This window comes from Amycolatopsis sp. NPDC003731 (assembly GCF_053586895.1).
The window spans coordinates 37,761-61,366 of the sequence record NZ_JBSFNC010000021.1 but is presented as its reverse complement, the minus strand read 5'-3'; the positions used below and the strand labels follow the sequence as shown (position 1 = coordinate 61,366).

The following is a 23,606-nucleotide window of genomic DNA, read 5'->3' as shown; positions in this document are numbered from 1 at the left end:
GGAGGGACCGAAATTGTCGGTGCCCGCTGGTAGCGTGGAAAACGGGGGGCGCCCCCGCGGGCGTGGTCAGCCGGCCCAGGTGACCGCGTGCTTCTCGAAGCCGCGCGCCGCCGCCACCCGGGCTGCCTCGGCCTCGGCCTCCTCGCGCAGTGCCGGGCGCAGCGGGTCGAACGCCGTCACCGTGAACGTCAGCTTCGCCCCGCTGCCCTTCGTGCGCCACGTTCCCGCGATGTCGCCGTCCGCCACCAGCACCCCCGGGTTGCCCAGCATCTTCCAGACTTCCTTGCGCCGCAACGGGTCCGGGACCAGCAACGCCTTGTCCCGCGCCTGGATGAACGGGTCCAGCGGTGGCAGCAGCCGCACCACGTCCGGCTCCGGCGGGTTCTCCAGCGCCGGGAGCCGGTCCTCCGGCAGGTACCGTGTCTTGCCCTCGACCTGCACCGAGACCAAGCCCGCCGGCCAGGTGCGGTCGACCACCGCGCGGGCCGTGCCCGCGAACTCCGCCGCGTCGCCCGGGGAGGCCGGGCCGTTCAACCCCAGGTAGCGCTCGATCACCGCCGTCGCCGCGGCCGGGTCCGGGGTCTTGCGCATTCGGCCACGGCCTTCCAGCGGGGCCAGCGTTGCCGGCGATGCCCCCGTCACCAGGCGGACTCCGGCGTGCGGCGTCGCGATGCGCATCAGCTGCTCCTGGATGTGCGTCGCGTGGCAACCCCGGCACCACCGCGAGAACGACGGCGGCAGCACCTTCGTGACCGCCGTCGACACCGCGCCCTTCGACATCGGTTTCGTGACGACCTTCCGGAGCGCGCCCGCCGCGGTGAAGACCACCTCGGTCGCGGCCAGTCCCGTGGCGGCCATTTCCTTGCGCTGCCACAACATCCGGGCCAGGGCGTCCGCGTCGTCCAGCGGGACCAGCGCCCGGATCGCCTCGGGCAGGTCCGAGCGCAGGTGGAAGTGCGGCGCGCCCCGCAACGTCCAGGCCAGGACGAGCCGCTCGTCGTCCAGGGCCACCGGGCCGTCGAGCCGGGCCACCAGGGCGAGCAGCGCGGTGTCGCGCATGCTGTCCTGCAGCCCGGCCCGGACCACGGCGAGGTCGGCGACGTCCTTCGCCGTGCGGTGCAGGCCGTGCTCGGCGATGCGGTAGGCGAGTACCTGACGGCGGTCCACGGGGCAGCTCCTAGAACGCGTACTCGAACGTGTAGCCGATCGGGTCCTCGCCCATCGCGCCGCCGGCGGTGCCGCGGCCGGTGAGCCCGGCCAGGTCGCCGGTGCCCGAGCCGGGGACGACGGTGAACGTCGAGGCGATGCCCTTCGCGTCGAAGGTGTACTCGTGGCGCACGATGAACGTCCCTTCACGACCGTCGACCTTGCCCTCGAAGCGTTCGAAGCACGGCGACGTCGTCTCGCCGCTTTCGTACCCTTCGCCCGCGTAGTACAGCAGAAGGTCGCAGATCGACTCACCCTCGATGACGCCTTGGTACGCGAAGGTGGCGTGCGCGTAGGCCACCCGCGGCCCGCCCTCGGTGCCGCTGACGATCTTCTCTTCCCAGTTTTTCGTCGTAAATCCGTTCATGGGGATCACCCTGCCGGGCATACCTGTCAGCTTGTGTCAGGTATTTCTGCCAAACTTGGACCATGCGCGCCAGCCGCCTCCTGTCCGTCCTCCTGCTGCTGCAGAACCGCGGCCGGATGACGGCCGAGGAGCTGGCCGAAGAGCTCGAGGTCTCGGTGCGGACGGTCTACCGGGACATCGACGCGCTCTCGGCGTCCGGCGTCCCGGTGTACGCCGACCGCGGCCGGACCGGCGGCTACCGGCTGGTCGACGGCTACCGCACCCGGCTCACCGGGATGACCGAGGAAGAGGCCCAGTCGCTGTCGCTGGCCGGCCTGCCGGTGGCGGCGGCCGAGCTCGGGCTCGGCACGGTGCTGGCGGCGGCGCAGCTCAAGCTGTACGCCGCGCTGCCGGGCGAGCTGCGCGATCGCGCCGGCCGCGTCGCCGAGCGGTTCTACCTGGACGTCCCGGGCTGGCACCGGGGCATCGAGAGCCTGCCGACGCTGTCGGCGATCGCCGACGCCGTGTGGTCGTCGCACCGGATCCGGATCCGCTACGAACGCTGGGGGCAGCGGGTCGTCGAACGGGACCTGGAGCCGCTCGGGCTGATCCTCAAGGCGGGCAACTGGTACCTCGCCGGCCGCTGCGAGGGCACCGACCGGACGTACCGGATCTCGCGGGTCCTGGAGCTGACCGACCTCGGCGAGGTCTTCGAGCGGCCGGCCGGCTTCGACCTAGCGCGGTACTGGCAGGAGTGGTCCGAGCAGTTCGAACGCCGGATGTACCCGCGCGTCGCGGTGGTGCGCCTTTCGCCGCGGGCGCAGGCCCTCGTACCGTTCTACGGAGGTTCCGTCGGCGCCCGCGCGTTGCGCGACTGCCGGAACGAGCCCGACGCGGACGGCTGGCTCACCGTGGAGCTGCCGGTGGAGCCGGGCGAACCGGCCATCGGCGAGCTGCTGCGCTTCGGGCCGCACCTGGAGGTCCTGGAACCGGCGGACCTCCGGGCGGAGCTGGCCGAAGCGATCGAGGAGATGGGCGCGTTCTATGGGTGAGCTGAGCGGTATCGCCATCGGGGTCACGGCCGAGCGGCGAGCGGGCGAATTCATCGCGGCCCTCGAACGCCACGGCGCCGAGGTCCGCCACGCGCCGACGATCACCATCGTGCCCCTGGACAGCGACCCGGCGTTGCGCGCGGGCACCGAGGCGGTCTTGGCGGAGCCGGTCGGCTTCACGGTGGTCACCACGGGCGCCGGTTTCCGCGGCTGGCTCGAGGCGGCCGGGGGCTGGGGCCTGCGCGATCGGCTCGTGGCGGCGCTGGGGGAGTCGCGGATCTACGCACGCGGCCCGAAGGCGGTGGGCGCGGTCCGCGGGGCCGGCCTGCGCGAGTCCTTTTCGGCCGCGTCGGAGTCGAACGCCGAGCTGTTCGGGGCGTTGACCTCGGCCGGGGTGGCCGGCGAGCGGGTCGCCGTCCAGCTGCACGGAACGCCGCTGCCGGAGCTCACCGACCCCCTCGTGCAGGCCGGCGCCTCCCTGGTGGAGGTGCAGCCGTACCGCTGGCATTCCCCGCCGGACGTCACCCCGGTGTACGACCTGATCGACGCGATCGTCGCGGGCGAGCTGGCCGCGCTGGCCTTCACGAGCGCCCCGGCCGCGGCGAACTTCCTGACGCTGGCGCGCACGTCCGGGCACTACGACGACCTGCTGACGGCCCTGCGCGGCCCGCTGGTGTGCGCGTGCGTCGGCCCGGTGACGGCGGCCCCACTGGAGGCGGCGGGCATCGAGACGCTGCAGCCGGACCGCCAGCGCCTGGGTGCCCTGGTGAAACTCCTGGCCACGAAGCTCGGCAGGGAGTAGCCCGCCCGCTTGCGCGGACTCAGTCCGCTTCGGCCAGGGCTTCGCCTGCCTCCGCCGCCCGGACCGCCTCGCGGCCGGCCGCTTCCTCGCTCATCCCGAGCCGCCAGTAGCCCGTGAAGCAGATCAGCCGCTTGTCCACCTCGCGCTCGCGCACCAGGTGGCGCCGCACCGACTTCACCACGCCCGCCTCGCCGGACACCCACGCATACGGCGTCCCGCCCGGGAACGCCGCGCCGCGCAACGCCTCCAGCAACGCCTCGCCCAGCGGCCGTGACCCGCGCAGCACCCAGTGGACCTCCACCGCTCCGCGCGTCTCGAACACCTGCCGGTCCGCGCGGTCCGCCAGCTCGACGTACACCGAGGCGCGCGCGCCCGGCGGGAGCTGCTCGATGATCGCGCCGATCGCCGGCAGCGCCGTCTCGTCGCCCACCAGCAGCTGCCAGCCGCAGTCCTCCGGCGGTGCGTACAGCCCGTACGGCCCCGTGAACGTCACGCGGTCGCCCGGTGTCGCCCGCGACGCCCACGCCGAGGCCGGCCCGGTGTCGCCGTGCAGCACGAAGTCGACGTCGATCTCCGCCGCGTCCGGGCGGTGGGTCCGGACCGTGTACGTGCGCATCGGCGGCCGGACGCCGTCCGGCATCGCCAGGTACGTGCGGTACCAGGACATGACGTCGGAAGCCGTCTCCGGCAGCACCGGCGCTTCCTGCCCGGGCTGCGGGAAGAACACCTTGACGTACTGGTCGGGCGCCCCGGCCGGCACGTCGCGGAAGCTCTCCGCGGCGAACGTCACGCGCACGAGGTGCGGCGTGACCGGCCGGACGACGGTCACCCGCGCCCGGTGGTAGGTCAGGGCAGGTCGCTCCAGCTGGGTCGTCATTAGGCGAGGCTAACCTAACGACGCGAGTTCAGAACAGTCCTTCCGGTCCGTGGTCCTCCTCTCCGTCCGGTTTCCACCGGTACTTCCGCAGGTCGATGCGCTGGCCGTCGGCCAGCACACCCTCGGCGCGCAACCGTTCCAGCTGGTCGTGGACCAGGTGCGGCGCCGGGGTGCCGTTCGCGCGCAGGATCCGGTGCCACGGAAGGTCGTGCCCGTCCTCGGCCAGGATCGCGCCGACCATCCGCGGCGACGGCGCCCCCGCGAGGGCGGCGATGTCGCCGTACGTCGCCACCGTGCCGGCCGGCACCGACTCGATGATCTCCCGCACGCGCTCGTGCAGAACGTCGTCCATACCGACACTGTGCCGGATGGGTACGACATTTTTCGGGGGTTCGGGTGGCGGAGCCCCCGGCTTGGGGCGGAGCCCCAGATGTCACCGACACTTTTCGCAACCATCCAGCGCACGCTGCGGCGCCTTCGCCGAACGGACCCCCGCTAAGCCGTGCCGGTGCGCCACCCGGGGGACCGGGCGTGGTTCCATCGCGGGGTGAACGGGAGGCGAACGGCGCAGGCGGACGCGCGGCTGGTGCGCACGCCGATCGTCGCCACACCATCGTTCACCTGGGACGAAGGCGCGCGGCGCGTGCTCTCCGCACCCGGCGGGTTCCTCCGCGTGCTCGGCGGCCCGGGCACCGGCAAGACGGCGCTGCTGGCCTCGGCCGCCACCCGCCGCATCGCCGAGGGCGCCGACCCGGAGAGCGTCCTCGTGCTCACCACGTCCCGCAAATCCGCCGACGCGCTGCGCGCCGACATCACCCGGCGGCTCACCGCCGACCCCGACCTGGCGCGGCCGCTGCCCCGGACCGTGCGCGAACCGCTCGTCCGCACCGTGCACTCCTACGCCTACTCGCTGCTGCGGCTGGAGGCGATGGCCGAAGAGCTCCCGCCGCCGCGGCTGCTGGCCGGCGCCGAACAGGACGTCGTCGTCCGCGAACTCCTGGCCGGTGACCTCGACGAAGAGGCCGAGTACTGGCCCGAGCAGCTGCGGCCCGCCCTGATGGTCCCCGGCTTCGCCGAGGAGCTGCGCGACCTGCTGATGCGCGCGGCCGAGCGCGGCCTCGGCCCCGGGGACCTCGCCGAGCTGGGCCGGCGCCGCGGCCGCGAGGAGTGGATCGCCGCCGGGGAGTTCTGGGCGCAGTACGAAGAAGTCACGCAGCTGCAGGGCGCGGGCGGCAACGCCCTCGGTGTCGCGAGCGCGCCCGCCCTCGACGCCGCCGAGCTCGTCACCTCCGCGTTGCTCGCCCTCGAAGACGACGACGAGCTGCGCGAACGCGAGCGCACCCGCGTCCGGCACCTGTTCGTCGACGACGCCCACCACCTCGACCCGCTGCAGACCAGCCTGGTCCGGGTGATCGGGCACACCGCGGCCGAGTTCGTCGTGGCCGGCGACCCCGACCAGAACGTGTTCTCCTTCCGCGGCGCGGACGCGCGCCTGTTCGCCGACGCCGACCCGGACGGCAGCCGGACCGTCACGCTCACCACGGCCCACCGGCTCGCCCCGGCCGTCCGGCTCGCGGTGGCCAAGATCGGCGCGACGCTGCCGGGCGCGTCGCCGCACCGCAAGATCGTGCCGCCACGCGGAGCGACCGGGGGGAACGTCCGCGTCCGCGTGATGCCGACGCCCGCCGCCGAGGCGAGCTGGATCGCCGACCAGCTGCGTCGCGCGCACCTCGTCGACGGCGTGCCGTGGTCGGAGATCGCGGTGCTCGTCCGATCGCCCGCGCGGACTTTCCTGGTCCTGCAACGCGCGTTGCGCGCGGCCGGCGTCCCGATCGGGTCGGCGACCGAGGAACTGCCGCTGGCCAAGCAGCCCGCGGTGCGGCCGCTGCTGGCCGTGCTGAAGCTCGCGCCGTCGCCCGAGCTCCTCGACGTCGACCTCGCGGAGATGCTGCTTTCGTCGGCCCTCGGCGGCGCGGATCCCTTGGCGCTGCGGCGGTTGCGGCGCGGCCTACGCCGGCTCGAACTGGCCGGCGGCGGCCAGCGGTCGAGCGACGAGCTGCTCGTCGAAGCGTTGCGCGGCGGCGACATCCTGGCCGGGCTCGCCGACGCCGAGGCCGAGCCGGTGCGGCGCGTCGGCGGGCTGCTGCGCGTCACGCACCAGGCCGTCGCGCGCGGCGAGGGTGTGGAGCAGGTGCTGTGGCAGCTGTGGCGGGAGAGCGGGCTGCAGGACAAGCTGCTGAAGCAGGTCGAACGCGGCGGGTCGCTGGGGGCGCAGGCCGATCGCGACCTCGACGCCGTCGTCGCGCTGTTCGACGCCGCGGGCCGGTACGTCGACCGGCTGCCGCGCGCAAGCGTCGCCTCCTTTGCGGATTACCTTGGCGCGCAGAGGATTGCTGGCGACACGCTGGCGCCGGCGGCCGTCCCGTCCGACGGTGTCTCGCTGCTCACCGCGCACGCCGCCGCCGGTCGCGAGTGGACGGTCGTCGCCGTCGCGGGCGTGCAGGAGGGCGCGTGGCCGGACCTGCGGCTGCGGGGGTCCGTGCTGGGCGTGGAGCGGCTCAAGGACCTGATGGCCGGGGTCGACGACGACGCCGTCTCCCAGACCGCGCCGATCCTCGCCGAGGAGCGGCGCCTGTTCTACCTCGCGCTGAGCCGCGCGAAGCGGACGCTGCTGGTCACCGCGGTGTCGGGGGAGGACGAGCAGCCGTCCCGGTTCCTCGACGACCTGGAGGAGAACGGCGCCGACGACGGCGGGCTCGACTCGCGGATGAAGCCGCCGGGCCGGTCGCTGGTGCTCGCCGAGCTGGTGGGGGAGCTGCGCGAGGTCGTCTGCGACGACAAGGCCGACCCCGCGCGGCGGCGTCGGGCGGCGAAACAGCTGGCCCGGCTGGCCGACGCCCGCGTGCCCGGCGCGCACCCGTCGACGTGGTACGGCCTGCTCCCGGCGTCCAGCGACGAGCCGGTGCACCCGCCGGGCGACCTGATCCGGATCTCACCGTCCACAGTGGAAATCCTGACGAAGTGCCCGCTGCGCTGGATGATCGAGCGCCACGGCGGCAGCGACCCGGCCCAGCTCGCGGCGGTGACGGGGACGCTGGTGCACGGGCTCGCCCAGGCGGTCGCGTCCGGTTCGACGGACGCGGAGCTGCAGGCCGCGTTGGACGAGGCGTGGGTGCGCGTCGACGCCGGGGCGCCGTGGTTCTCGCGGCGGGAGCGGCGGCGGGTCGAGCAGATGCTGCGGAACTTCACGACGTGGCTGGAGCGCAGCCGGGCGGAGCTCAAGGAAGCCGGGGTCGAGCAGGACATCGAGGTCGAGCTGCCGGCCGGGGGCGCGGACGAGGTCCGGGTGCTGCTGCGCGGGCGGGTCGACCGGGTGGAGCTCGACTCCGAGGGGCGGCCCGTGATCGTGGACATCAAGACGGGCAAGGTCCCGGTGTCCGGGGCGGAGGCCGAGGCGCACCCGCAGCTGGCGGCGTACCAGCTGGCGGTGCTGCTGGGGGCGATCGAGGGCCGGACCGAGGCGGGTGGCGCCCGGCTCGTGTATGTGGCGAAGGCGAACAACAAGACGGGAGCGACGGAGCGGTCCCAGCCGCCGCTCGACGAGGTGGGCGGCAAGCAGTGGCTGGAGCTGGTCCAGAAGGCGGCGGCCTCGGCGGCGGGTCCGGACTACCAGGCCCAGGAGAACCCGGACTGCGACCGCTGCCCGGCGCGCGGGTGCTGCCCGCTCCGGCCCGAGGGGCGGCAGGTGCCGGGGCTGTGAACCATCTGGTTAGTTCAGGCGCTGTGGGGCGGGGGCGGCCGGGCGGCGGGCTTGTGGACTATCTGGTGAGTTCGTTGCCTGCGCGGGGTCGGCTGGGTGCGGGGTTTGTGAACCATCTGGTTAGTTCAGGCGCGGTGGTGCAGCGCTGGCTGGGTGGTGGGTTTGTGGACTATCCGGTGAGTTCGTTGGCTGCGGCGAGCTGGCTGGGCGCAGGGCTTGTGAACCATCTGGTTAGTTCACGCGCGGCAGTGCGGCGCTGGTCGGGCGGCGAGCGTGTGAACTATCCGGTGAGTTCAGCCAGGCGTGAGCACGCGACCGAGCCGGAGCCCCGCGAGGTGCGGCCGTGAGCCCGCTCGTCATCGCCAACCCCGTCGAGCCCGCCGAACTCGCCGATGCGCTCGGGCTGCACCGGCCCACGCCCGAACAGGCCACCGTCATCGCCGCGCCCGTCGAACCCTCCCTCGTCGTCGCCGGGGCCGGGGCCGGGAAGACCGAAACCATGGCCGCGCGGGTCGTCTGGCTCGTCGCCAACGGCATCGTCAGCCCCGACCGCGTCCTCGGCCTCACCTTCACCCGCAAAGCCGCGCGCCAGCTCGGCGAACGCGTCCGCGCGCGCCTGCGCCGCCTCGCCGGGTCCGGCCTCCTCGACCGCCTCGACCCGACCGGCGGCCTGCGGTCGACCGTGGTCGCCGGCGAACCCACCGTCCTCACCTACCACGCCTACGCCGGCCGCCTGCTGTCCGAACACGGCCTTCGCCTGCCCGTCCAGCCCGGCGTCCGGCTCCTCTCCGAGACGTCGTCGTGGCAGATCGCGCACCGCGTGGTGTCCACATGGGACAACGAACTCGACACCGACCGCGTCCCGCCGACCGTCACCGCCGACCTCCTCGCGCTGGCCGGCGAGCTCGGCGAGCACCTCGTCTCCACCGAACAGCTCGCCGAGTACACGACCTGGCTGTGCAGAGTCATCGAGAACGCCCCGCGCGCCAAGGGCCAACGAGCCGCGCTGCCGCAGAAGCTCACCGAAATCATGGCCGCGCAACACTTCCGGCTCGCCCTCCTCCCGCTCGTCGACGACTACCACCGCCGCAAGCGCAACGAAGGCGCACTCGACTTCGCCGACCAGATGTCCCTCGCGGCCCAGCTGGCCGGCGGGTACCCGTCGGTCGTGCGCGGCGAGCGGGAGCGCTACGGCGCCGTCCTCCTCGACGAATACCAGGACACCGGCCACGCCCAGCGCGTGCTGCTGCGGGCGCTGTTCGGCGGCGTCGAGAACCCGCCGATGCCGGTCACCGCCGTCGGCGACCCCGCGCAGGCCATCTACGGCTGGCGCGGCGCCAGCGCCGCCAACCTGCCCCGGTTCACCACGGACTTCCCGCGCTTCGACGGCGAACGGCTCGTCCCCGCGCACGAATTCGGGCTGCTGACCAGCTTCCGCAACCCGCCGGAAATCCTCGACCTCGCGAACGCGATCGCCGAACCGCTGCGCGCCCGCGGCCTCGGCGTCGAACGGCTGCGGGCGCGCGACGGCGCCGGGCCCGCCGACCTCGCCTGTGCGCTGCTGCCGGACATCCGCGCCGAACGCGCGTGGGTCGCCGACGCGCTCGCCCGGCGCTGGTACGCCCACCAAGAGGAAACCGGCAAGCCGCCGACCGCCGCGGTGCTCGTGCGGCGCCGCGCCGACATGGCGCCGATCGCCGCCGAACTGCGGGCGCGCGGGCTGCCCGTCGAGGTGGTCGGGCTCGGCGGGCTGCTGGACGAGCCCGAGGTCGCGGACCTCGTGTCGACGCTGAAGGTGCTCGCCGACCCGCTGTCCGGCAGCGCCGCGGCCCGGCTGCTGACCGGCGCCCGCTGGCGGCTCTCCGCCGCCGACGTCGCCGCGCTGTGGCGGCGCGCCGGCGAGCTGTCCAGCCCCGAGAAGCCGGACACGCCGGAACTGGTCGTCGAGCGCGTCGAGCAGGCCGGTCTCATCGACGCCATCGACGAACCGGGCGACCCGGAGCGGTACTCCGAGGAGGGCTACCGGCGGATCCGGCGGATCGGGTGGGAGCTGGCGGCGTTGCGGCGGCGGCTCGACCAGTCGCTGCCGGAGCTCGTCGCCGACGTCGAACGCACCATGCTGCTGGACGTCGAATCGCTGGCCCGGCCAGGATCCGCGGGAAGGGCGCACCTGGACGCGTTCGCCGAAGTCGTCACCGACTACGCCGAGACGGCGCCGACCGCCACCCTTCTGTCCTTTGTGGACTACCTGAACACCGCCGCGCACGCCGAAGACGGGCTCACCCCCGGCGAGGTCGAGGTCGTCCCGGACCGCGTGCAGGTGCTGACCGTGCACTCGGCGAAGGGCCTCGAATGGGAGGTCGTCGCCGTGCCGCACCTGGTGCAGGACGTCTTCCCCGGGCGCCGCCGGTCGTCGTCGTGGTTGCGGACCGCGACGTCGCTGCCGGCCAAGCTGCGCGGTGACGCCGAGGACCTGCCGACGCTGGACATCGTCGAGGGCTACGACCGCAAGGAAGTCCAAGATGGACTGGAGCTGCACGAAGCCGGGTTCGTCGAACGGGAACAGGCGGAAGAACGGCGGCTCTGCTACGTCGCGCTGACGCGGTCCGAGCACGCGATGATCGTCTCCGGGCACTGGTGGAACGAGAGCAGCAGCCGGGCGAAGGGGCCGTCGGAGTTCCTCACCGAGATCGCCGAGGTCCTGCGCGAGACCGGCATCGGGCAGCTCGCGGAGTGGGCGCCGGAACCGGACAAGGACGACGAAAACCCGCTGGTGACGGACTCGCGGGCGGCGCGCTGGCCGGTCGACCCGCTGGGCGACCGCCGCACCGGCGTGCAGACCGGCGTGGAACTGGTGTCCGAAGCCCTGGCCGCCGAGCCTTCGGAAGAAGCCGAGGACGACGATCCCGACGGCTGGGTGACCGACACCGACGTCCTGCTCGAGGAGTGGGCGCGCAAGGACGACCACGTGCACCGGGTCCCGCTGCCGTCGCGGCTTTCGGTGAGCCAGCTGGTCGCCCTGGCCGACGACGCCGGCCGCCTCGCCGCCGACCTGCGCCGCCCGCTCCCGGTGGAGCCCAACAGCTTCGCCCGCCGCGGCACGGAGTTCCACGGCTGGCTGGAGCGCCGCTTCGCTGGCGACCAGCTCATCGAGATCGACGACCTCCCGGGCGCGGCCGACTTCGGCGAGGCCCCCGACGCGGACTTCGAGGAACTGCAGACGGAGTTCGAGAAGAGCGAGTGGGCGGCGCGGGTCCCGGTGGCGGTGGAGGTGACGTTCTCGGCCGACGTCGAAGGCATCACTCTGCGCGGCCGGATGGACGCGGTGTTCGCCGACCCCGACGGCGGCTGGACGGTGGTCGACTGGAAGACCGGCGCGGTCCCGCCGGAGTCCCGCATCCCCGCGTTGTCGGTCCAGCTGGCGGCGTACCGGATGGCCTGGGCGGCGCTGAAGGACGTCCCGGTGGAGCGGGTCCGCGCGGCGTTCCACTACGTCCGCGCGAACCGCACGATCCGCCCCGCCGACCTCCTGGCCCCGGAAGCCCTCCGCGGCCTGCTCCGCGACCTCCCCGAGGCGTGATCAGAGAGCCGACACGCGTGATTGAGAAGTCGACACGCGTGATTGAGGGGACGACACACCGGGGTTCGGGCTGGGTCGCCGTGTCGACCCTTGAATCACGCGAGTTGACCCTTCGATCACGCGTGCCGACCGCTGGATCACGCGGTTCACGCGTTGTCGCGGACCTTCAGGGCCCAGGCGATCAGGGGCCACTGCAGCGGCAGGCGCGCCCAGGCGATCGCGCGCTGCGGGGCCGGTGCTCGACGAGCGTCCACCGCCATCTTGACGTTCCCCGGGAACACGCCCAGGAACAGCAGGGCCGCCGCCAGGCCGCCGAGGCGGCGGGTGCGTGGCGTCGCCACCGCGGCCGCGACCGCCAGTTCCGCCACGCCCGAGCCGTACGTCCAGGCCCGCCGAGAGCCCGGCAGCGACGCCGGGATCAGGCCGTCGAACGGCTTGGGGACGGCGAAGTGCAGCACGCCCATGAAGCCCAGCGCGCCCGCCAACACGTGCGCGGGCCGTTGCGAGGTTGCCATGAACTCATCGTTCCACGCGGCGGCGCGGTGTCCGGTTCGGCTATCCTCCGGGCGTGAGTGACGCTCGACACGAGCCAGCATGAAGGCCCTCAAACGGTTGCCGCTGGGCAGTCTCACCGATCGGCCCGACCACGAGCTCGTCGGCGTCCTGCGGATGCCGGAGCTGACGGTCAGCCCGCTCCGCTCGATCGTCAAGCGGATCATCGGCGCGACGCTCGCGCTGCTGGCCACGGTGGTCATCGTCTACCTCGACCGCGACGGCTACCGCGACGCCAACGGCGACGGCCTCTCCCTGCTGGACAGCCTGTACTACGCCACCGTCTCGCTCTCGACGACCGGCTACGGCGACATCGCGCCGGCCACGTCGTCCGCGCGGCTGGTGAACGTCCTGGTGATCACCCCGCTGCGGGTGCTCTTCCTCATCGTCCTGGTCGGGACCACCCTGGAAGTGCTCACCGAGCGCTCCCGCCAGGCGTTCAAGATCCAGAAGTGGAGGACGAAGGTGCGCGACCACACGGTCGTCGTCGGGTTCGGCACCAAGGGCCGGTCCGCCGTCAACGCGCTGCTCGGCGACGAGGACGTCGCCCCGGAGCAGATCGTCGTCGTCGACACCGACCAGCAGGCCCTCGACGCGGCGAGCGCGCTCGGCCTCGTCGCCGTGCACGGCTCGGCCACCCGGGCGGACGTCCTGCGGGTGGCCGCGGTCCAGCACGCGCGGGCGGTCGTCGTCGCCCCGAACCGGGACGACACGGCGGTGCTCGTCACGCTCACCGCCCGCGAGCTGGCGCCCAAGGCGCACATCGTCGCGTCGGTGCGGGAGGCGGAGAACGTCCACCTGCTCAAGCAGTCGGGCGCCAACCAGGTCGTCGTCTCCAGCGAGACGGCCGGGCGGCTGCTCGGCATGGCGACGTCGACGCCGCTGGTCGTCGACATCATGGAGGACCTGCTGACCCCCGAATCGGGGCTGGCGATCGCCGAGCGGGCGGTCGAACCGTCCGAAGAGGGCGGTTCGCCGCGGCACCTGGCCGACCTCGTCCTCGGCCTGGTCCGCGACGGCGTCCTGTACCGCATCGACGCCCCGCAGGCCGACGCCATCGAACCGGGCGACAAGCTGCTTTACGTCAAAAAGGTCACCCAGGCGGAGAAGATCGAGCGGTGACCAGGGCGCCTGGGTTTTGCCCGCGGGATCTGGAACCATGGCCGGGTGCCCCCGCGATCCCTCGCCCTCACGTGGCCCACGGTGGCGATCCCCGCCGCGGCGGGTGTGCTCGTCGTGCTGCTCGCCTGGCTGGCCGGGCCCGGCCTGCTCGGCATCGGCAACGACGTCCTGGGCGCGCCGGTGCAGGCGGAGGTGACCAAGCCGGCGCCCTGCGGCCGGGCTGACGCCAAGGAAACCGTCAAGTTCACCGTCGCCGGGAAGGCCCACGAAGGCACGCTCGACGGCTGCGGGCACGGGCAGGGCGAGCGCGTCGAGGTCGCGGTGCCGGACGTGCTGCCCGACACCGGCCAGGTCACCGTCACCGCCGCGGACACGTCGATGGGCGCGTCCGACGCCCGGCGCCCGCTCGGCCTGGCCCTGCTGGTGTTCGCGTGCTTCTCCGGCGGGATGTTCGTCTACCTGTGGCTGAGCATCCCGCTGCGCCCCAGAACCGCTAGCTGACCTCGGACGACGGCGCCGCGAAGGTGTTGCAGTCGGCGATCCGGTTGCTCGTCGCGCCCGCCCGCCACCAGGACGCGTAGTGCGCGTTCGTCCCGTGGTCGTGGCTGCGGGAGGTGTTGTCGCCGCGGGTCTCCTGGTCGTTCCAGGCCTTGTTGTACATGTCGCGGCTGATCGTGCCGCCCTGGTCGACGTGCGCGCCGAGGAACATCCCCGAGAAGCACTGGGCCTGCAGTTCCTTGCGCCGCGACATCTCCAGCCCGGCCGGGCTGTTCTGGCCCGCTTCGTAGATCTTCTGCCAGGCCGCGTCCATCAGCCCGGCGACCTCCTGCACGTGGTGGCCGTACTCGTGGGCGAACAGGGCCAGGTAGACACCCGGGTTGTTGCCGTACTGGTCGGTCTGCAGGCCGCGGAACGGGACGTACAGGTTGTTTTCGCAGTAGTACGCGGCCGTGGCGATGCCGACCTGGATCGTGCCGCACTCGGTCTCGAAGCTCGCGCCGGTCGGGAAGTGCAGCGACGGCGACGTGAACGGCAGGTGGTAGGCCTCGAGGAAGGGGCCCCACGCCGCGTCCAGGCACTTGCTGGCCGCGGTGAAGAACGCTTCCGCGCCTTCCTGCGTGCTCTGCCAGGCCGGCAGCGTGCAGACGCGGTTCTGCAGGCCGGCGTTCGGGTCCTGCAGGATCGGGTGGTCGGCCAGCTTGAGGATCTTCTGCGGCCCGGTCGGGCTGGGCGTCGAGAGCTCGGTCGCCGGGTTCGACGCCGACGCCGGGGCCCCCGCGCCGCCGGGCGGCAGCTGCTGCGGGGGGACGTCCTGCGAGGTCGGGACGTCCCGGAAGTTCGCGTTGGCCAGCGGGGTCTCGTCGCGGTTGAGGGCGACGATCGCGACCAGGCCGAGCACCAGCACGGCCACCGCGCCGAGGCACACGCCGATCACCGCCGCCGGTGACCGGCGCCTCGGTGCGGACACGGTGTGCGGGCGGCCGAGCCACGGGAGATCCGGTTGCGCATCCGGCACCGGCGGCGGCTGAACGGTTCCGCGAGGCGGTTCCTGGCCGGGGGGCGGTTGCGTCACTAGGCAGTCCCGAAGGGTCTCGGTACGGACCGGGGGTACCCGATCCCGCCATTCAGCATATCGGGGGAACGGGCCGTCTCGCACCCGTCCGTGCGCACCGCGTCACGACGCACCGACGTCACCCCAGGTCTGGCCGGGTGCAATGGGCTCTGAGAGAGTGTTGCCAAGCAGGTACTGCAGGCGAGGGGCTTCGATGACAGACACCGGTGGCGCGCCCGGCGGCGAGGGTGCCGACACGCCGACTCCGAGCCAGGGCGTGCCCTCGGCTCCCGCCCCCGGATCGAGTGAGCCGAAGCCGCCCGAAGATCACGCCGCGTCACCGCCGACGCCGCCGCGAGGCTGGCAGGCACCGGACACCCCGGCCGCGCCCGCGACCCCGCCGCCGGGCTGGCAGCACGGGTCGTCCTACCGGCCGGACGCGCTGCCGCCGTTCACCGGGCAGCAGCAGTACCAGCCGCCGCGCTGGAACCCGGACGGGCTCGGCAAGCCCGGCGTGATCGCGCTGCGGCCGCTGAACATCGGCGACATCCTCGACGGCGCGATCACCGCGATCCGCCGGCACGCGCTGCTGATCCTCGGCATCGGCGCGGTGGTGGCGGTGCTCAGCGCCGCGCTCACGTTCGTCCTGCAGAGGTACGTCCTCACCGACCTGGAGAGCTTCGCGACCACGGTCGAACTCGGCCCGGCGGCGACCGAAGAGGAGCTGCGCAACGCCCTCTTCGGCACGTTCGGCGACCTGTTCATCGTGCTGATCTCCTCGACGCTGGTCTCGACGCTCCTGCTGACCGTCACCACCGGCCTGATGGCCGCGGTGATGGGCCGGGCCGCGCTGGGCCGCGAGGTCAGCTTCGGCATCGCCTGGCGCGAGGTGCAGCCGCGGCTGCTGCCGCTGCTCGGCGTGGCGTTCGTCTACGCGCTCCTGAGCACCATCGGCGTCATGCTCTGCATCATCCCCGGCGTGCTCGCCTGGGTGTTCTGGGCGCTGGCCGCCCCGGCGCTCGTGCTCGAGCGCGGCACGTTCCGGGAGGCGTTCGCGCGGTCGGTCAAGCTGGTCGGCGGCGCGTTCTGGCGGGTGCTCGGCGTGCTGCTGCTGGCCCGGATCATCGAGTCGTTCTTCGAGAACATCATCCAGCTGCCGTTCACCATCGGCACGGGCATGTTCAGCCAGGTGTTCAACCCGGGCAAGGTGACCGTGCCGAGCACCGGGGACCTGCTGCTGGCGTCGGCCGGGCAGATCATCGCCGGCACCGTCGCGATCCCGTTCGTCGCGCTGGTCACCGTGATCGTCTACCTCGACCAGCGGATGCGCCGCGAAGGCATGGACATCGAACTGGCCCGCGCCGCCGGGGTGCAGCCACCGCAGGCATGGTGACCTTCCGGCTCACCGACGTCCCGGTCGACATCGACCGGGACGCGGCCCGCCGCGCGGCCGAGCAGGAGCTCTCCGACCCGAAGTACCGCGAGGCGCGGCCGAGTTTCCTGCAGGAGATCGGCCGGTGGCTGGGGGAGCAGCTGGACAAGCTGCTGAACAGCCTGTCCTCGGACGTCCCCGGCGGGATCTTCGGGGTGCTGCTGGTCCTGGCGCTGCTGATCGTGCTCGTCGTGGTGATCCGGGTGCGCACGGGCAAGGTCGCCCGCGCGGCGCGGGCCGATCGCGTCGTCTTCGGCGGGCAGCGCCGGAGTGCCGCCGACTACCGCCGCTCGGCCGCGGAAGCCGCCGCCGCGGGCCGGTTCGACGACGCCGTCCGCGACCGCTTCCGCGCCGTCGTGCGGGCCCTGGAGGAACGCGCGCTGCTCGACGTCCGCTCCGGCCGGACGGCGGATGAAGCCGCCGCCGAAGCCGGGCAGCTGCTGCCGAACGTCGCGGATCAGCTGCGGCAGGGCGCCCGGCTCTTCGACGACGTCCACTACGGCGGCCGCGAAGGCACCGAAGCGGCGTACCGGACCCTGACCGAACTGGACGAACGCTGCCGCCGTGAGCGGCCGGTCGCCATGGCGGCCCCGTGACCACCTCGGTTTCGCCCGACCTGCGCCGGATCTGGCGCGGCGCCCGGATCCCGCTCGCCCTCCTGGTCCTGATCTTCGTCGCCGGGGCCCTGCTCCTGCTCGGCCGCGGCGAGCAGGCCTACGGCGCCCTCGAACCCGGCTCGTACGAACCCGGCGGCGCGCACGCCTTGGTGAAACTGCTCGAAGACCAGGGCGTCGACGTCCGGACCGCGCACACGGTCGCCGAAGCGGACGCCGAAGTCGGCGAAGACACCACGCTGCTGGTGACCGCCCCGGACCTGGCCCCGGCGAAGCGGTTCGACGCGCTGCGGGCGCGCGCGGCCGACGTCGTCCTGGTGACGCCGGGCGAGGTGACGCTGCGGGATTCGCTGCCGCTGGTGCACCCGGCCGGGCGCAGCGACGTCGGGACGTTGCCGCCGCAGTGCACGGTCGCCGCGGCGGTCGCGGCCGGCGAGGTCACGCTCGGCGGGATCGGCTACACCTCGCCCGGCGCGCGCTCGTGCTACCCCGGCGAGGACGGCGGCGGCACGCTGCTGCAGCTCGCCGAGGGGAACCGCACGACGACGCTGCTCGGCACGCCGGCACCGTTGACCAACCAGCGGCTCGCCGAGCAGGGCAACGCGGCCCTTTCGCTGCGGTTGCTCGGCGCGCACCCGAAGCTCGTCTGGTACCTGCCGACCACGTCCGACCCGGCGCTGGACGACTCCCGCCGGTCGATCTTCGACCTGATCCCGGACGGCTGGTACTACGGCGCCGCGCAGGCGCTCGTCGCGGTGGCCTTGCTGGCGTTGTGGCGGGCGCGCCGGCTCGGCCCGGTCGTCACCGAGCCGCTGCCGATCGTCGTCCGCGCGGCCGAAACGGCCGAGGGCCGCGCCCGGCTGTACCGGCGGGCCAAGGCGGCCGGGCACGCGGGCGAGACGCTGCGGGAAGCCGCGCGCGGCCGGCTGCGGACCGCACTGGGCCTGCCGCGCGACGCCGACGCGGCGGCGCTGGTGGCGTCGGTGAGCACGCGGACCGGCCGTCCGGCGAACGACGTCGGCGCGATCCTCTACGGCCCGCCGGTGCCGGACGACCCCGCGCTGGTCCGGCTGGCCGGCGAACTCGATCAGGTGGAACGAGAGGCAGGGCGAACTTGACCAGCGGTACCGAGAACGCGACCGGGGCCCGTGACGCGCTGATCGCGCTGCGCACCGAGGTCGGCAAGGCCGTCGTCGGCAACGAAGCCGCCGTCACCGGGCTGATCCTGGCGCTGCTCTGCCGGGGGCACGTGCTGCTCGAGGGCGTCCCGGGCGTGGCGAAGACGCTGCTGGTGCGGGCCCTGGCCGCGGCGCTGGACCTGGAGACCACGCGCGTGCAGTTCACGCCGGACCTGATGCCCGGCGACGTCACCGGCTCGATCGTCTACGACGCGCACAGCGGCGAATTCTCCTTCCGCGAGGGGCCGGTGTTCACCAACCTGCTGCTCGCCGACGAGATCAACCGGACGCCGCCGAAGACGCAGTCGTCACTGCTGGAGGCGATGGAGGAGCGGCAGGTTTCGATCGACGGCAAGTCGCGGCCGCTGCCGGACCCGTTCATCGTGATCGCCACCCAGAACCCGGTGGAGTACGAGGGCACCTACCCGCTGCCGGAGGCGCAGCTGGACCGGTTCCTGCTCAAGCTGACCATGCCGGCGCCGTCGCGCGAGGACGAGATCGGCATCCTGTGGCGGCACGCGCAGGGCTTCGACCCGCGCAACCTCGCCGCGGCGGGCCTCAAGGCCGTCGCGGGAGCTCCCGAGCTCGCGGCGGCGCGCGAAGCCGTGGCGCGGGTGACGATCGGGCCCGAGGTGATCGGCTACGTCGTCGACCTGTGCCGGGCGACGCGGTCGCTGCCGTCGGTGCGGATCGGCGTTTCCCCGCGTGGCGCCACGGCGTTGCTCGCGGTGACCCGCGCCTGGGCGTGGCTCGCCGGGCGCGACTACGCCACCCCGGACGACGTCAAGGCGCTCGCCCGGCCCGCGCTGCGGCACCGCCTGGACGTGCGGCCCGAGGCCGAGCTCGAAGGCGTCACCGCGGACGGCGTGCTGGACCGCGTGCTCGCGTCCGTGCCCGTGCCGCGCTGACATGGCCGTCACCGGAAGGCTCGGGCTGCTGGCGCTGTTCGGCGCGCTGGTGGTCGGGCTGCTGCTGCCGTCGACGACCGGGATCCTGGCGGTCGGCGCGGTGCTGCTGGTGCTCGTCGCCGTCGACCTGGCGCTGGCGGGCAGCGTGCGGGCGCTGACGTTCGCGCGCTCGGGCGACACCTCGGTCCGGCTCGGCGAGCCGTGCGAGGTGCGGCTGGTGGTCGCGAACCCCGGTGGCCGTGCGGTGCGCGGGCAGCTGCGCGACGCGTGGCCGCCATCGGCGGGCGCGGCCGACCGGCACGCCGTGCACGTCCCGGCGGGGGAGCGGCGGGCCCTGGTGACGTCCCTGCGGCCGACCCGGCGCGGAGACCGGACGGCGGCCCGGGTGACGGTCCGCTCGGTGGGGCCGCTGGGCCTGGCCGCCCGGCAGGGGTCGCACGCGGTGCCGTGGACGGTCCGGGTGCTGCCGCCGTTCCACAGCCGCAAGCACCTGCCGTCGCGGTTGGCGCGGCTGCAGCAGCTCGACGGCCGCAACGCGGTGCTGATCCGGGGCCAGGGCACGGAATTCGACTCGCTGCGCGAATACGTCATCGGCGACGACGTCCGCTCGATCGACTGGCGCGCCACGGCCCGCGCGGCGGACGTCATGGTCCGGACGTGGCGCCCCGAGCGCGACCGGCACGTGGTCCTGGTGCTGGACACGGGCCGCATATCGGCGGGCCGGGTGGGCGACGCACCGCGGCTGGACGCGGCGATGGACGCGGCGTTGTTGCTGGCGGCCTTGGCTTCCCGCGCGGGCGACCGCGTCGACCTGCTGGCCTACGACCGCCGCCTGCGCGCGGCGGTGCAGGGGTCGTCGGGGGCGTCGTTGCTGACGTCGCTGGTGAACGCGATGGCACCGCTCGAGCCGTCGCTGGTGGAGACGGACGCGCGCGGGATGATCGCGGAGGTCCTCCAGCGGACCCGGCGGCGCGCGCTGGTGGTGCTGCTGACCGGACTGGACGCGGCACCGCTGGAGGAGGGCCTCTTCCCGGTGCTGAGTTCGCTGACGGGCCGGCACGAGCTGGTGGTGGCGTCGGTGGCGGACCCCCGGGTGGCGGAGATGCTGTCGTCCCGCGGGGACGCGGAAGCGGTGTACGACGCGGCCTCGGCGGCCCGCACGACGGCCGAGCGCCAGCGCGTGACCGAACGCCTGGTGCGGCACGGGGTGCACGTGGTGGACGCGGTCCCGGAGGAACTGCCGCCGGCCCTCGCGGACCGTTACCTGGCCTTGAAGGCCGCAGGACGACTGTGATCGCAAAGCCGACACGCGTGATCCGAAGGTCGACACGCGTGATCGGGAGGTCGACACGACGAGCCTTGCCGTGTCGACCCGTCAATCACGCGTGCCGGCTCGCCAATCACGCGTGTCGGCTGTTGCCGCACAACTCAAGCCGACTCGGGTAGCGCGTCCCCGGCGTCGCGGGCGTCCAGGTCGCCGACCTCGCCGTCCTTCGCCGCGCGGCGGCCCAGCGTGAAGACGTAGACCAGGAAGGCCACCTCCACCGCCGCGCCGATGCCCACCCGCAGCCACGTCGGCCAGCCCGACGGCGTCACGAACGCCTCGATCACGCCGGACACCAGCAGCACGCACGTCAGCCCGAGCGCCATCACCACCACCGACCGGCCCTGCTCGGCGAGCGCCGCCGTGCGGGAGCGGCGGCCCGGGTCGATCACCGTCCAGCCGAGCTTCAGCCCCGTCCCCGCCGCGACGAACACCGCCGTCAGCTCCAGGAGGCCGTGGGGGAGCAGGAGGCCGATCATCACGTCGCCGCGGCCGGCCGCGCTCATCGCGCCGATGATCATCCCGGCGTTCAGCGAGTTCAGCCAGAGCGCGCCGATCACCGGCAGGCCCAGCGCGACGCCGAGGAACAGGCAGGTCGCCGCCACCCACGCGTTGTTCGTCCAGACCTGCGCCGCGAAGGACGCCGCCGGTCCCGTCGAGTAGTACGTCTCCGCGTCGCCGCCGGGCTTGGTCAGCTCGCGCAGCTCGTCCGGGGTGCCCAGGGACGCGCGCACGAGCGGGTCGCGCGCGACCCAGACGGCGATCACCACCATCACCGCGATCGACACCAGCGCGGCCGGGATCCACCAGCGCCGCGAGAGGTAGACCGCGGCCGGGAACCGGCGGGTGAAGAACCGGGCGACCTCGCGCCAGGCCGGGTTGTGCGACCCGGAGACCGCCGCCCGGCCGCGGGCGACCAGGTCCGACAGCCGGCCGAGCAGCGCCGGGTCCGGCGCGACCGACCGCACGATCGACAGGTGCGTCGCGGTCCGCTGGTAGAGCGTCACCAGCTCGTCGGCTTCCGGCCCGGTCAGCTTGCCGCCGCGCCGGGTCAGCTCGCCGAGCCGGGTCCACTCCGCCGCGTGCGCGGCGACGAAGACGTCCACATCCACACCGGCCACCCTATCCGTCGATACGCTGGTCCTCGTGCACGAGGAATCGGAGCTGGTCACCGGCGAAGCGGTCGTCCTGGACCTGCGCGTGGCCAAGCTCGCCAGCCGCGCGCTGGCGATGGCGCTGGACGTCCTCCTGCAGCTGGCCCTGCTGCTGGCGGCGGCCATGGTGCTTTCGTTCGTGACGCCGGCCGACGACGAGTCGCTCTTCGTGGCGCTGCTGCTGGTCTTCGTGGTGCTGGTCATGGTCGGCTACCCGGTCATCTCCGAGACGCTCACGCGCGGCCGTTCCCTGGGCAAGATGGCGGTGGGCCTGCGGGTGGTGCGCGTCGACGGCGGCCCGATCCGCTTCCGGCACGCGCTCGTCCGCGGCCTCGGCGGCTTCGTCGTCGACTTCTGGGCGCTCGGCCTGTTCGGCGCGGTCGCGGTGATCGTGTCGCTGTGCTCGTCGGACGGCCGCCGCGTCGGCGACTTCCTCGCCGGGACGCTGGTGGTCCGCGAGCGCGTCCCGGAAGGCGCGGCGTACGCGGCGATCGGCATGCCGCCGGGCCTCGAGGGCTGGGCGTCGCAGCTCGACCTGACCCGCCTGCCGGACGACCTCGCGCTGGCGAGCCGCCAGTTCCTGGCCCGGTTCCGCGAGCTGCGCCCGGAGGCGTCGCACGCGCTCGGCTGGGGGCTCGCGCAGCAGGTCGGCAACGCGCTGGGGACGCCGGTGCCGCCCGGGGTACCGCCGTGGGCGTTCCTGGCGGCGGTGCTGGCCGAGCGGCGCAACCGCGACCACGCCCGGGCGTTCCAGGCCTACCAGGCCCAGGTCGCGGCGGCGCGGGGACAGCTGCCGCAGCCCTACCCGGCGGCGGCCGGTGTCCCGTCCGTGGTGCAGCCGGATCCGCCGACGCCGCCGACGGGGGTGGAGAACCCGTTCACCCCGCCGAGCTGACCGGCGTCACGAGACGTCCCCCGAGGGGGAGAGCCACGTGTTGCACTGCTGGTTGCGGTTCTTCGTGGCGCCGTGCTGCCACCAGCTGATGTTGTGCTTCGCGCTGCCGTGGTCGCGTTTGCCGTTGCGGGCGTAGTCGTCGCCGCGGTCCTGGGCGTTCCAGGCTTCGTTGTAGATGTTCTTGTCGACCGAGCCGCCGGAGACCGACGCCGAGCCGAGGAACATCCCCGAGAAGCACTGCGCCTCGAGTTCCATGCGCCGGGACAGTTCCAGGCCGGCCGCGGAGTCGGCGCCCGCGTCGTAGCGCTGGTTGGCGAACGCCTCGGTGATGCCGGACATGTTCTGCACGTGGTGGCCGTACTCGTGGGCCAGGATCGACAGGTACGGACCCGGGTGGTTGCCCCACACGTCGAGCTCGATGCGGTCCATCGGCATGTAGATCGTGTTGTTCGCCGAGCAGTAGAACGGCGTGACACCGGTGGTGGTGCCGCCGCTGCCGCACGGCGTCGACGATTCCGACAGCGACCGCGGCACCGACAGGTTCGGCGACCGGAACGGCAGGTCGACGGCGCCGAGCATGCGCGACCACATCGCGTCGAGGCAGCCGATGCCGGACTGGAAGAAGCGCGTGACGCTGTTCTGGTCGGTCGCCCAGCGGCTCAGCGAACAGGGGACGTTCTGCAGGCCGTAGTCCGGGCTGCCGAACAGCGGGTTGTTCCCGGTGGCCGCGACCGACCGCGGCCCGGACGGCGGCTGCGAGGCCGGCGTCCGGCGTTCGGTGGTGCGCGCGGTCGTCGTTTCCCCGGCCGACGTCGTGGTCGCGGTGGTCGTCGCTTCGGTGGTGGTTTCTTCGGTGGTGGTCGGGTAGGTGCTGGAGTAGCCGGCGTCGGCGACGTGCCGCTTGTGGTTCCCGGACAGCGCGACGGCGGCGATGAGCCCACCCGCGACGGCGACGATCGCGAAGATGGCGACGGCGACGACGACCCCGGTGTTCGACTTCTTGGCGACGTAAGGGGTGTAGCCGGGCGCGAACCGCGGCCCGAATGCGGGAGGTGCGGCGTAACCCGGCGCGAAGACGGGCGCCGCGGCCGCGGCCGGCGGTGGCAGCGGAGCCCGCGCGGGCGGCGGGAGGGGGTGGCCGAACGGCCCGGTGGGCGGCCCGTACGGACCGCGCGGCGGCTGCGGGACACCCGTCACGGGCGCCCCGAACGGGCCGGGTGCACCACCGGGGCCGGGTTGTTGTGCGGGCGGT

The 23,606-nt window shown here is 73.5% G+C and carries 20 protein-coding genes; 12 read left to right on the top strand and 8 right to left on the bottom strand.

Features of this window, described 5'->3' with window-relative positions:
- Positions 1-66 precede the first annotated feature (66 nt).
- Entirely contained in the window at positions 67-1,167 is a 1,101-nt protein-coding gene (locus ACWDN5_RS11795) for a DNA glycosylase AlkZ-like family protein (RefSeq protein ID WP_449676189.1), read from the bottom strand.
- A gap of 10 nt (positions 1,168-1,177) precedes the next feature.
- Positions 1,178-1,573 (bottom strand): DUF3224 domain-containing protein, encoded by a 396-nt coding sequence (locus tag ACWDN5_RS11790; protein ID WP_310970745.1) that lies wholly within the window; start codon positions 1,571-1,573, stop codon positions 1,178-1,180.
- 62 nt (positions 1,574-1,635) lie between these two features.
- Between ACWDN5_RS11790 and ACWDN5_RS11785 the strand changes: the two genes are divergently transcribed.
- Both ACWDN5_RS11785 and ACWDN5_RS11780 read left to right on the top strand, forming a co-directional pair.
- A complete protein-coding gene (locus ACWDN5_RS11785) occupies positions 1,636-2,604 on the top strand; it encodes a helix-turn-helix transcriptional regulator (protein ID WP_310970743.1) in 969 nt (322 codons plus the stop codon).
- Positions 2,597-3,406, top strand: coding sequence for a uroporphyrinogen-III synthase (locus ACWDN5_RS11780; protein WP_449676188.1), 810 nt, complete (start codon positions 2,597-2,599; stop codon positions 3,404-3,406). Before ACWDN5_RS11785 ends, ACWDN5_RS11780 begins: the two co-directional genes overlap by 8 nt.
- Before the next feature lie 19 nt (positions 3,407-3,425).
- On the opposite strand, the gene ACWDN5_RS11775 is transcribed toward ACWDN5_RS11780, so the two are convergent.
- Both ACWDN5_RS11775 and ACWDN5_RS11770 read right to left on the bottom strand, forming a co-directional pair.
- Entirely contained in the window at positions 3,426-4,283 is an 858-nt protein-coding gene (locus ACWDN5_RS11775) for a siderophore-interacting protein (RefSeq protein ID WP_449676187.1), read from the bottom strand.
- Positions 4,284-4,311: 28 nt separating this feature from the next.
- Complete coding sequence (locus tag ACWDN5_RS11770; RefSeq protein WP_310970739.1) at positions 4,312-4,635, bottom strand: MGMT family protein; 324 nt, start codon at positions 4,633-4,635, stop codon at positions 4,312-4,314.
- Positions 4,636-4,869: 234 nt separating this feature from the next.
- Here ACWDN5_RS11770 and ACWDN5_RS11765 point away from each other — a divergent pair, with 234 nt between their 5' ends.
- Both ACWDN5_RS11765 and ACWDN5_RS11760 read left to right on the top strand, forming a co-directional pair.
- Complete coding sequence (locus ACWDN5_RS11765) at positions 4,870-8,043, top strand: ATP-dependent helicase (RefSeq protein ID WP_449676210.1); 3,174 nt, start codon at positions 4,870-4,872, stop codon at positions 8,041-8,043.
- A 343-nt stretch (positions 8,044-8,386) separates the two neighbouring features.
- Positions 8,387-11,623: an ATP-dependent helicase gene (locus ACWDN5_RS11760; RefSeq protein ID WP_449676186.1), complete on the top strand. Its 3,237-nt coding sequence runs from the start codon at positions 8,387-8,389 to the stop codon at positions 11,621-11,623.
- A 146-nt stretch (positions 11,624-11,769) separates the two neighbouring features.
- On the opposite strand, the gene ACWDN5_RS11755 is transcribed toward ACWDN5_RS11760, so the two are convergent.
- The gene (locus tag ACWDN5_RS11755) at positions 11,770-12,138 is read right to left on the bottom strand and encodes a DoxX family protein (protein ID WP_449676185.1); all 369 of its coding nucleotides are present in this window, start codon (positions 12,136-12,138) and stop codon (positions 11,770-11,772) included.
- 79 nt (positions 12,139-12,217) lie between these two features.
- Here ACWDN5_RS11755 and ACWDN5_RS11750 point away from each other — a divergent pair, with 79 nt between their 5' ends.
- Together ACWDN5_RS11750 and ACWDN5_RS11745 are read left to right on the top strand one after the other, a co-directional pair.
- Complete coding sequence (locus tag ACWDN5_RS11750; RefSeq protein WP_310970733.1) at positions 12,218-13,297, top strand: potassium channel family protein; 1,080 nt, start codon at positions 12,218-12,220, stop codon at positions 13,295-13,297.
- A gap of 81 nt (positions 13,298-13,378) precedes the next feature.
- A complete protein-coding gene (locus tag ACWDN5_RS11745) occupies positions 13,379-13,798 on the top strand; it encodes a hypothetical protein (protein ID WP_449676209.1) in 420 nt (139 codons plus the stop codon).
- On the opposite strand, the gene ACWDN5_RS11740 is transcribed toward ACWDN5_RS11745, so the two are convergent.
- Positions 13,791-14,813 carry a neutral zinc metallopeptidase gene (locus ACWDN5_RS11740; RefSeq protein WP_310970732.1) on the bottom strand — a complete coding sequence of 341 codons (1,023 nt, stop codon included), beginning with the start codon at positions 14,811-14,813 and terminating at the stop codon, positions 13,791-13,793. The two genes, ACWDN5_RS11745 and ACWDN5_RS11740, sit on opposite strands and share 8 nt — an antisense overlap.
- Before the next feature lie 250 nt (positions 14,814-15,063).
- On the opposite strand from ACWDN5_RS11740, the gene ACWDN5_RS11735 reads away from it, so the two are divergent.
- Genes ACWDN5_RS11735 through ACWDN5_RS11715 form a run of 5 tightly spaced genes read left to right on the top strand, consistent with a single transcriptional unit; the run spans position 15,064 to position 20,275 of the window.
- Complete coding sequence (locus ACWDN5_RS11735; protein ID WP_449676183.1) at positions 15,064-16,242, top strand: hypothetical protein; 1,179 nt, start codon at positions 15,064-15,066, stop codon at positions 16,240-16,242.
- On the top strand, positions 16,236-16,877 hold the full coding sequence (locus ACWDN5_RS11730; protein WP_310970729.1) for a DUF4129 domain-containing protein: 642 nt from the start codon (positions 16,236-16,238) through the stop codon (positions 16,875-16,877). The genes ACWDN5_RS11735 and ACWDN5_RS11730 overlap by 7 nt, the downstream gene beginning before the upstream one ends.
- A complete protein-coding gene (locus ACWDN5_RS11725; RefSeq protein ID WP_449676181.1) occupies positions 16,874-18,013 on the top strand; it encodes a DUF4350 domain-containing protein in 1,140 nt (379 codons plus the stop codon). The genes ACWDN5_RS11730 and ACWDN5_RS11725 overlap by 4 nt, the downstream gene beginning before the upstream one ends.
- On the top strand, positions 18,010-18,981 hold the full coding sequence (locus ACWDN5_RS11720; RefSeq protein ID WP_310970726.1) for an AAA family ATPase: 972 nt from the start codon (positions 18,010-18,012) through the stop codon (positions 18,979-18,981). The genes ACWDN5_RS11725 and ACWDN5_RS11720 overlap by 4 nt, the downstream gene beginning before the upstream one ends.
- Before the next feature lies 1 nt (position 18,982).
- A complete protein-coding gene (locus ACWDN5_RS11715; RefSeq protein WP_449676180.1) occupies positions 18,983-20,275 on the top strand; it encodes a DUF58 domain-containing protein in 1,293 nt (430 codons plus the stop codon).
- Positions 20,276-20,409: 134 nt separating this feature from the next.
- Here the strand turns inward: ACWDN5_RS11715 and ACWDN5_RS11710 are convergent, their stop codons facing one another.
- Entirely contained in the window at positions 20,410-21,417 is a 1,008-nt protein-coding gene (locus ACWDN5_RS11710; protein ID WP_449676178.1) for a stage II sporulation protein M, read from the bottom strand.
- Between the two features lie 34 nt (positions 21,418-21,451).
- Here ACWDN5_RS11710 and ACWDN5_RS11705 point away from each other — a divergent pair, with 34 nt between their 5' ends.
- A complete protein-coding gene (locus tag ACWDN5_RS11705) occupies positions 21,452-22,354 on the top strand; it encodes an RDD family protein (protein WP_449676177.1) in 903 nt (300 codons plus the stop codon).
- Positions 22,355-22,360: 6 nt separating this feature from the next.
- On the opposite strand, the gene ACWDN5_RS11700 is transcribed toward ACWDN5_RS11705, so the two are convergent.
- The gene (locus ACWDN5_RS11700; RefSeq protein ID WP_449676176.1) at positions 22,361-23,551 is read right to left on the bottom strand and encodes a neutral zinc metallopeptidase; all 1,191 of its coding nucleotides are present in this window, start codon (positions 23,549-23,551) and stop codon (positions 22,361-22,363) included.
- Positions 23,552-23,606 lie beyond the last annotated feature (55 nt).

Bases quoted from the DNA above. Each gene is read 5' to 3' on its own strand.
- ACWDN5_RS11775 (WP_449676187.1), bottom strand. From the start codon at position 4,283: ATGACGACCCAGCTGGAGCGACCTGCCCTGACCTACCACCGGGCGCGG.
- ACWDN5_RS11780 (WP_449676188.1), top strand. From the start codon at position 2,597: ATGGGTGAGCTGAGCGGTATCGCCATCGGGGTCACGGCCGAGCGGCGA.
- ACWDN5_RS11715 (WP_449676180.1), top strand. From the start codon at position 18,983: ATGGCCGTCACCGGAAGGCTCGGGCTGCTGGCGCTGTTCGGCGCGCTG.
- ACWDN5_RS11785 (WP_310970743.1), top strand. From the start codon at position 1,636: ATGCGCGCCAGCCGCCTCCTGTCCGTCCTCCTGCTGCTGCAGAACCGC.
- ACWDN5_RS11735 (WP_449676183.1), top strand. From the start codon at position 15,064: ATGACAGACACCGGTGGCGCGCCCGGCGGCGAGGGTGCCGACACGCCG.
- ACWDN5_RS11790 (WP_310970745.1), bottom strand. From the start codon at position 1,573: ATGAACGGATTTACGACGAAAAACTGGGAAGAGAAGATCGTCAGCGGC.
- ACWDN5_RS11770 (WP_310970739.1), bottom strand. From the start codon at position 4,635: ATGGACGACGTTCTGCACGAGCGCGTGCGGGAGATCATCGAGTCGGTG.
- ACWDN5_RS11755 (WP_449676185.1), bottom strand. From the start codon at position 12,138: ATGGCAACCTCGCAACGGCCCGCGCACGTGTTGGCGGGCGCGCTGGGC.
- ACWDN5_RS11730 (WP_310970729.1), top strand. From the start codon at position 16,236: ATGGTGACCTTCCGGCTCACCGACGTCCCGGTCGACATCGACCGGGAC.
- ACWDN5_RS11750 (WP_310970733.1), top strand. From the start codon at position 12,218: ATGAAGGCCCTCAAACGGTTGCCGCTGGGCAGTCTCACCGATCGGCCC.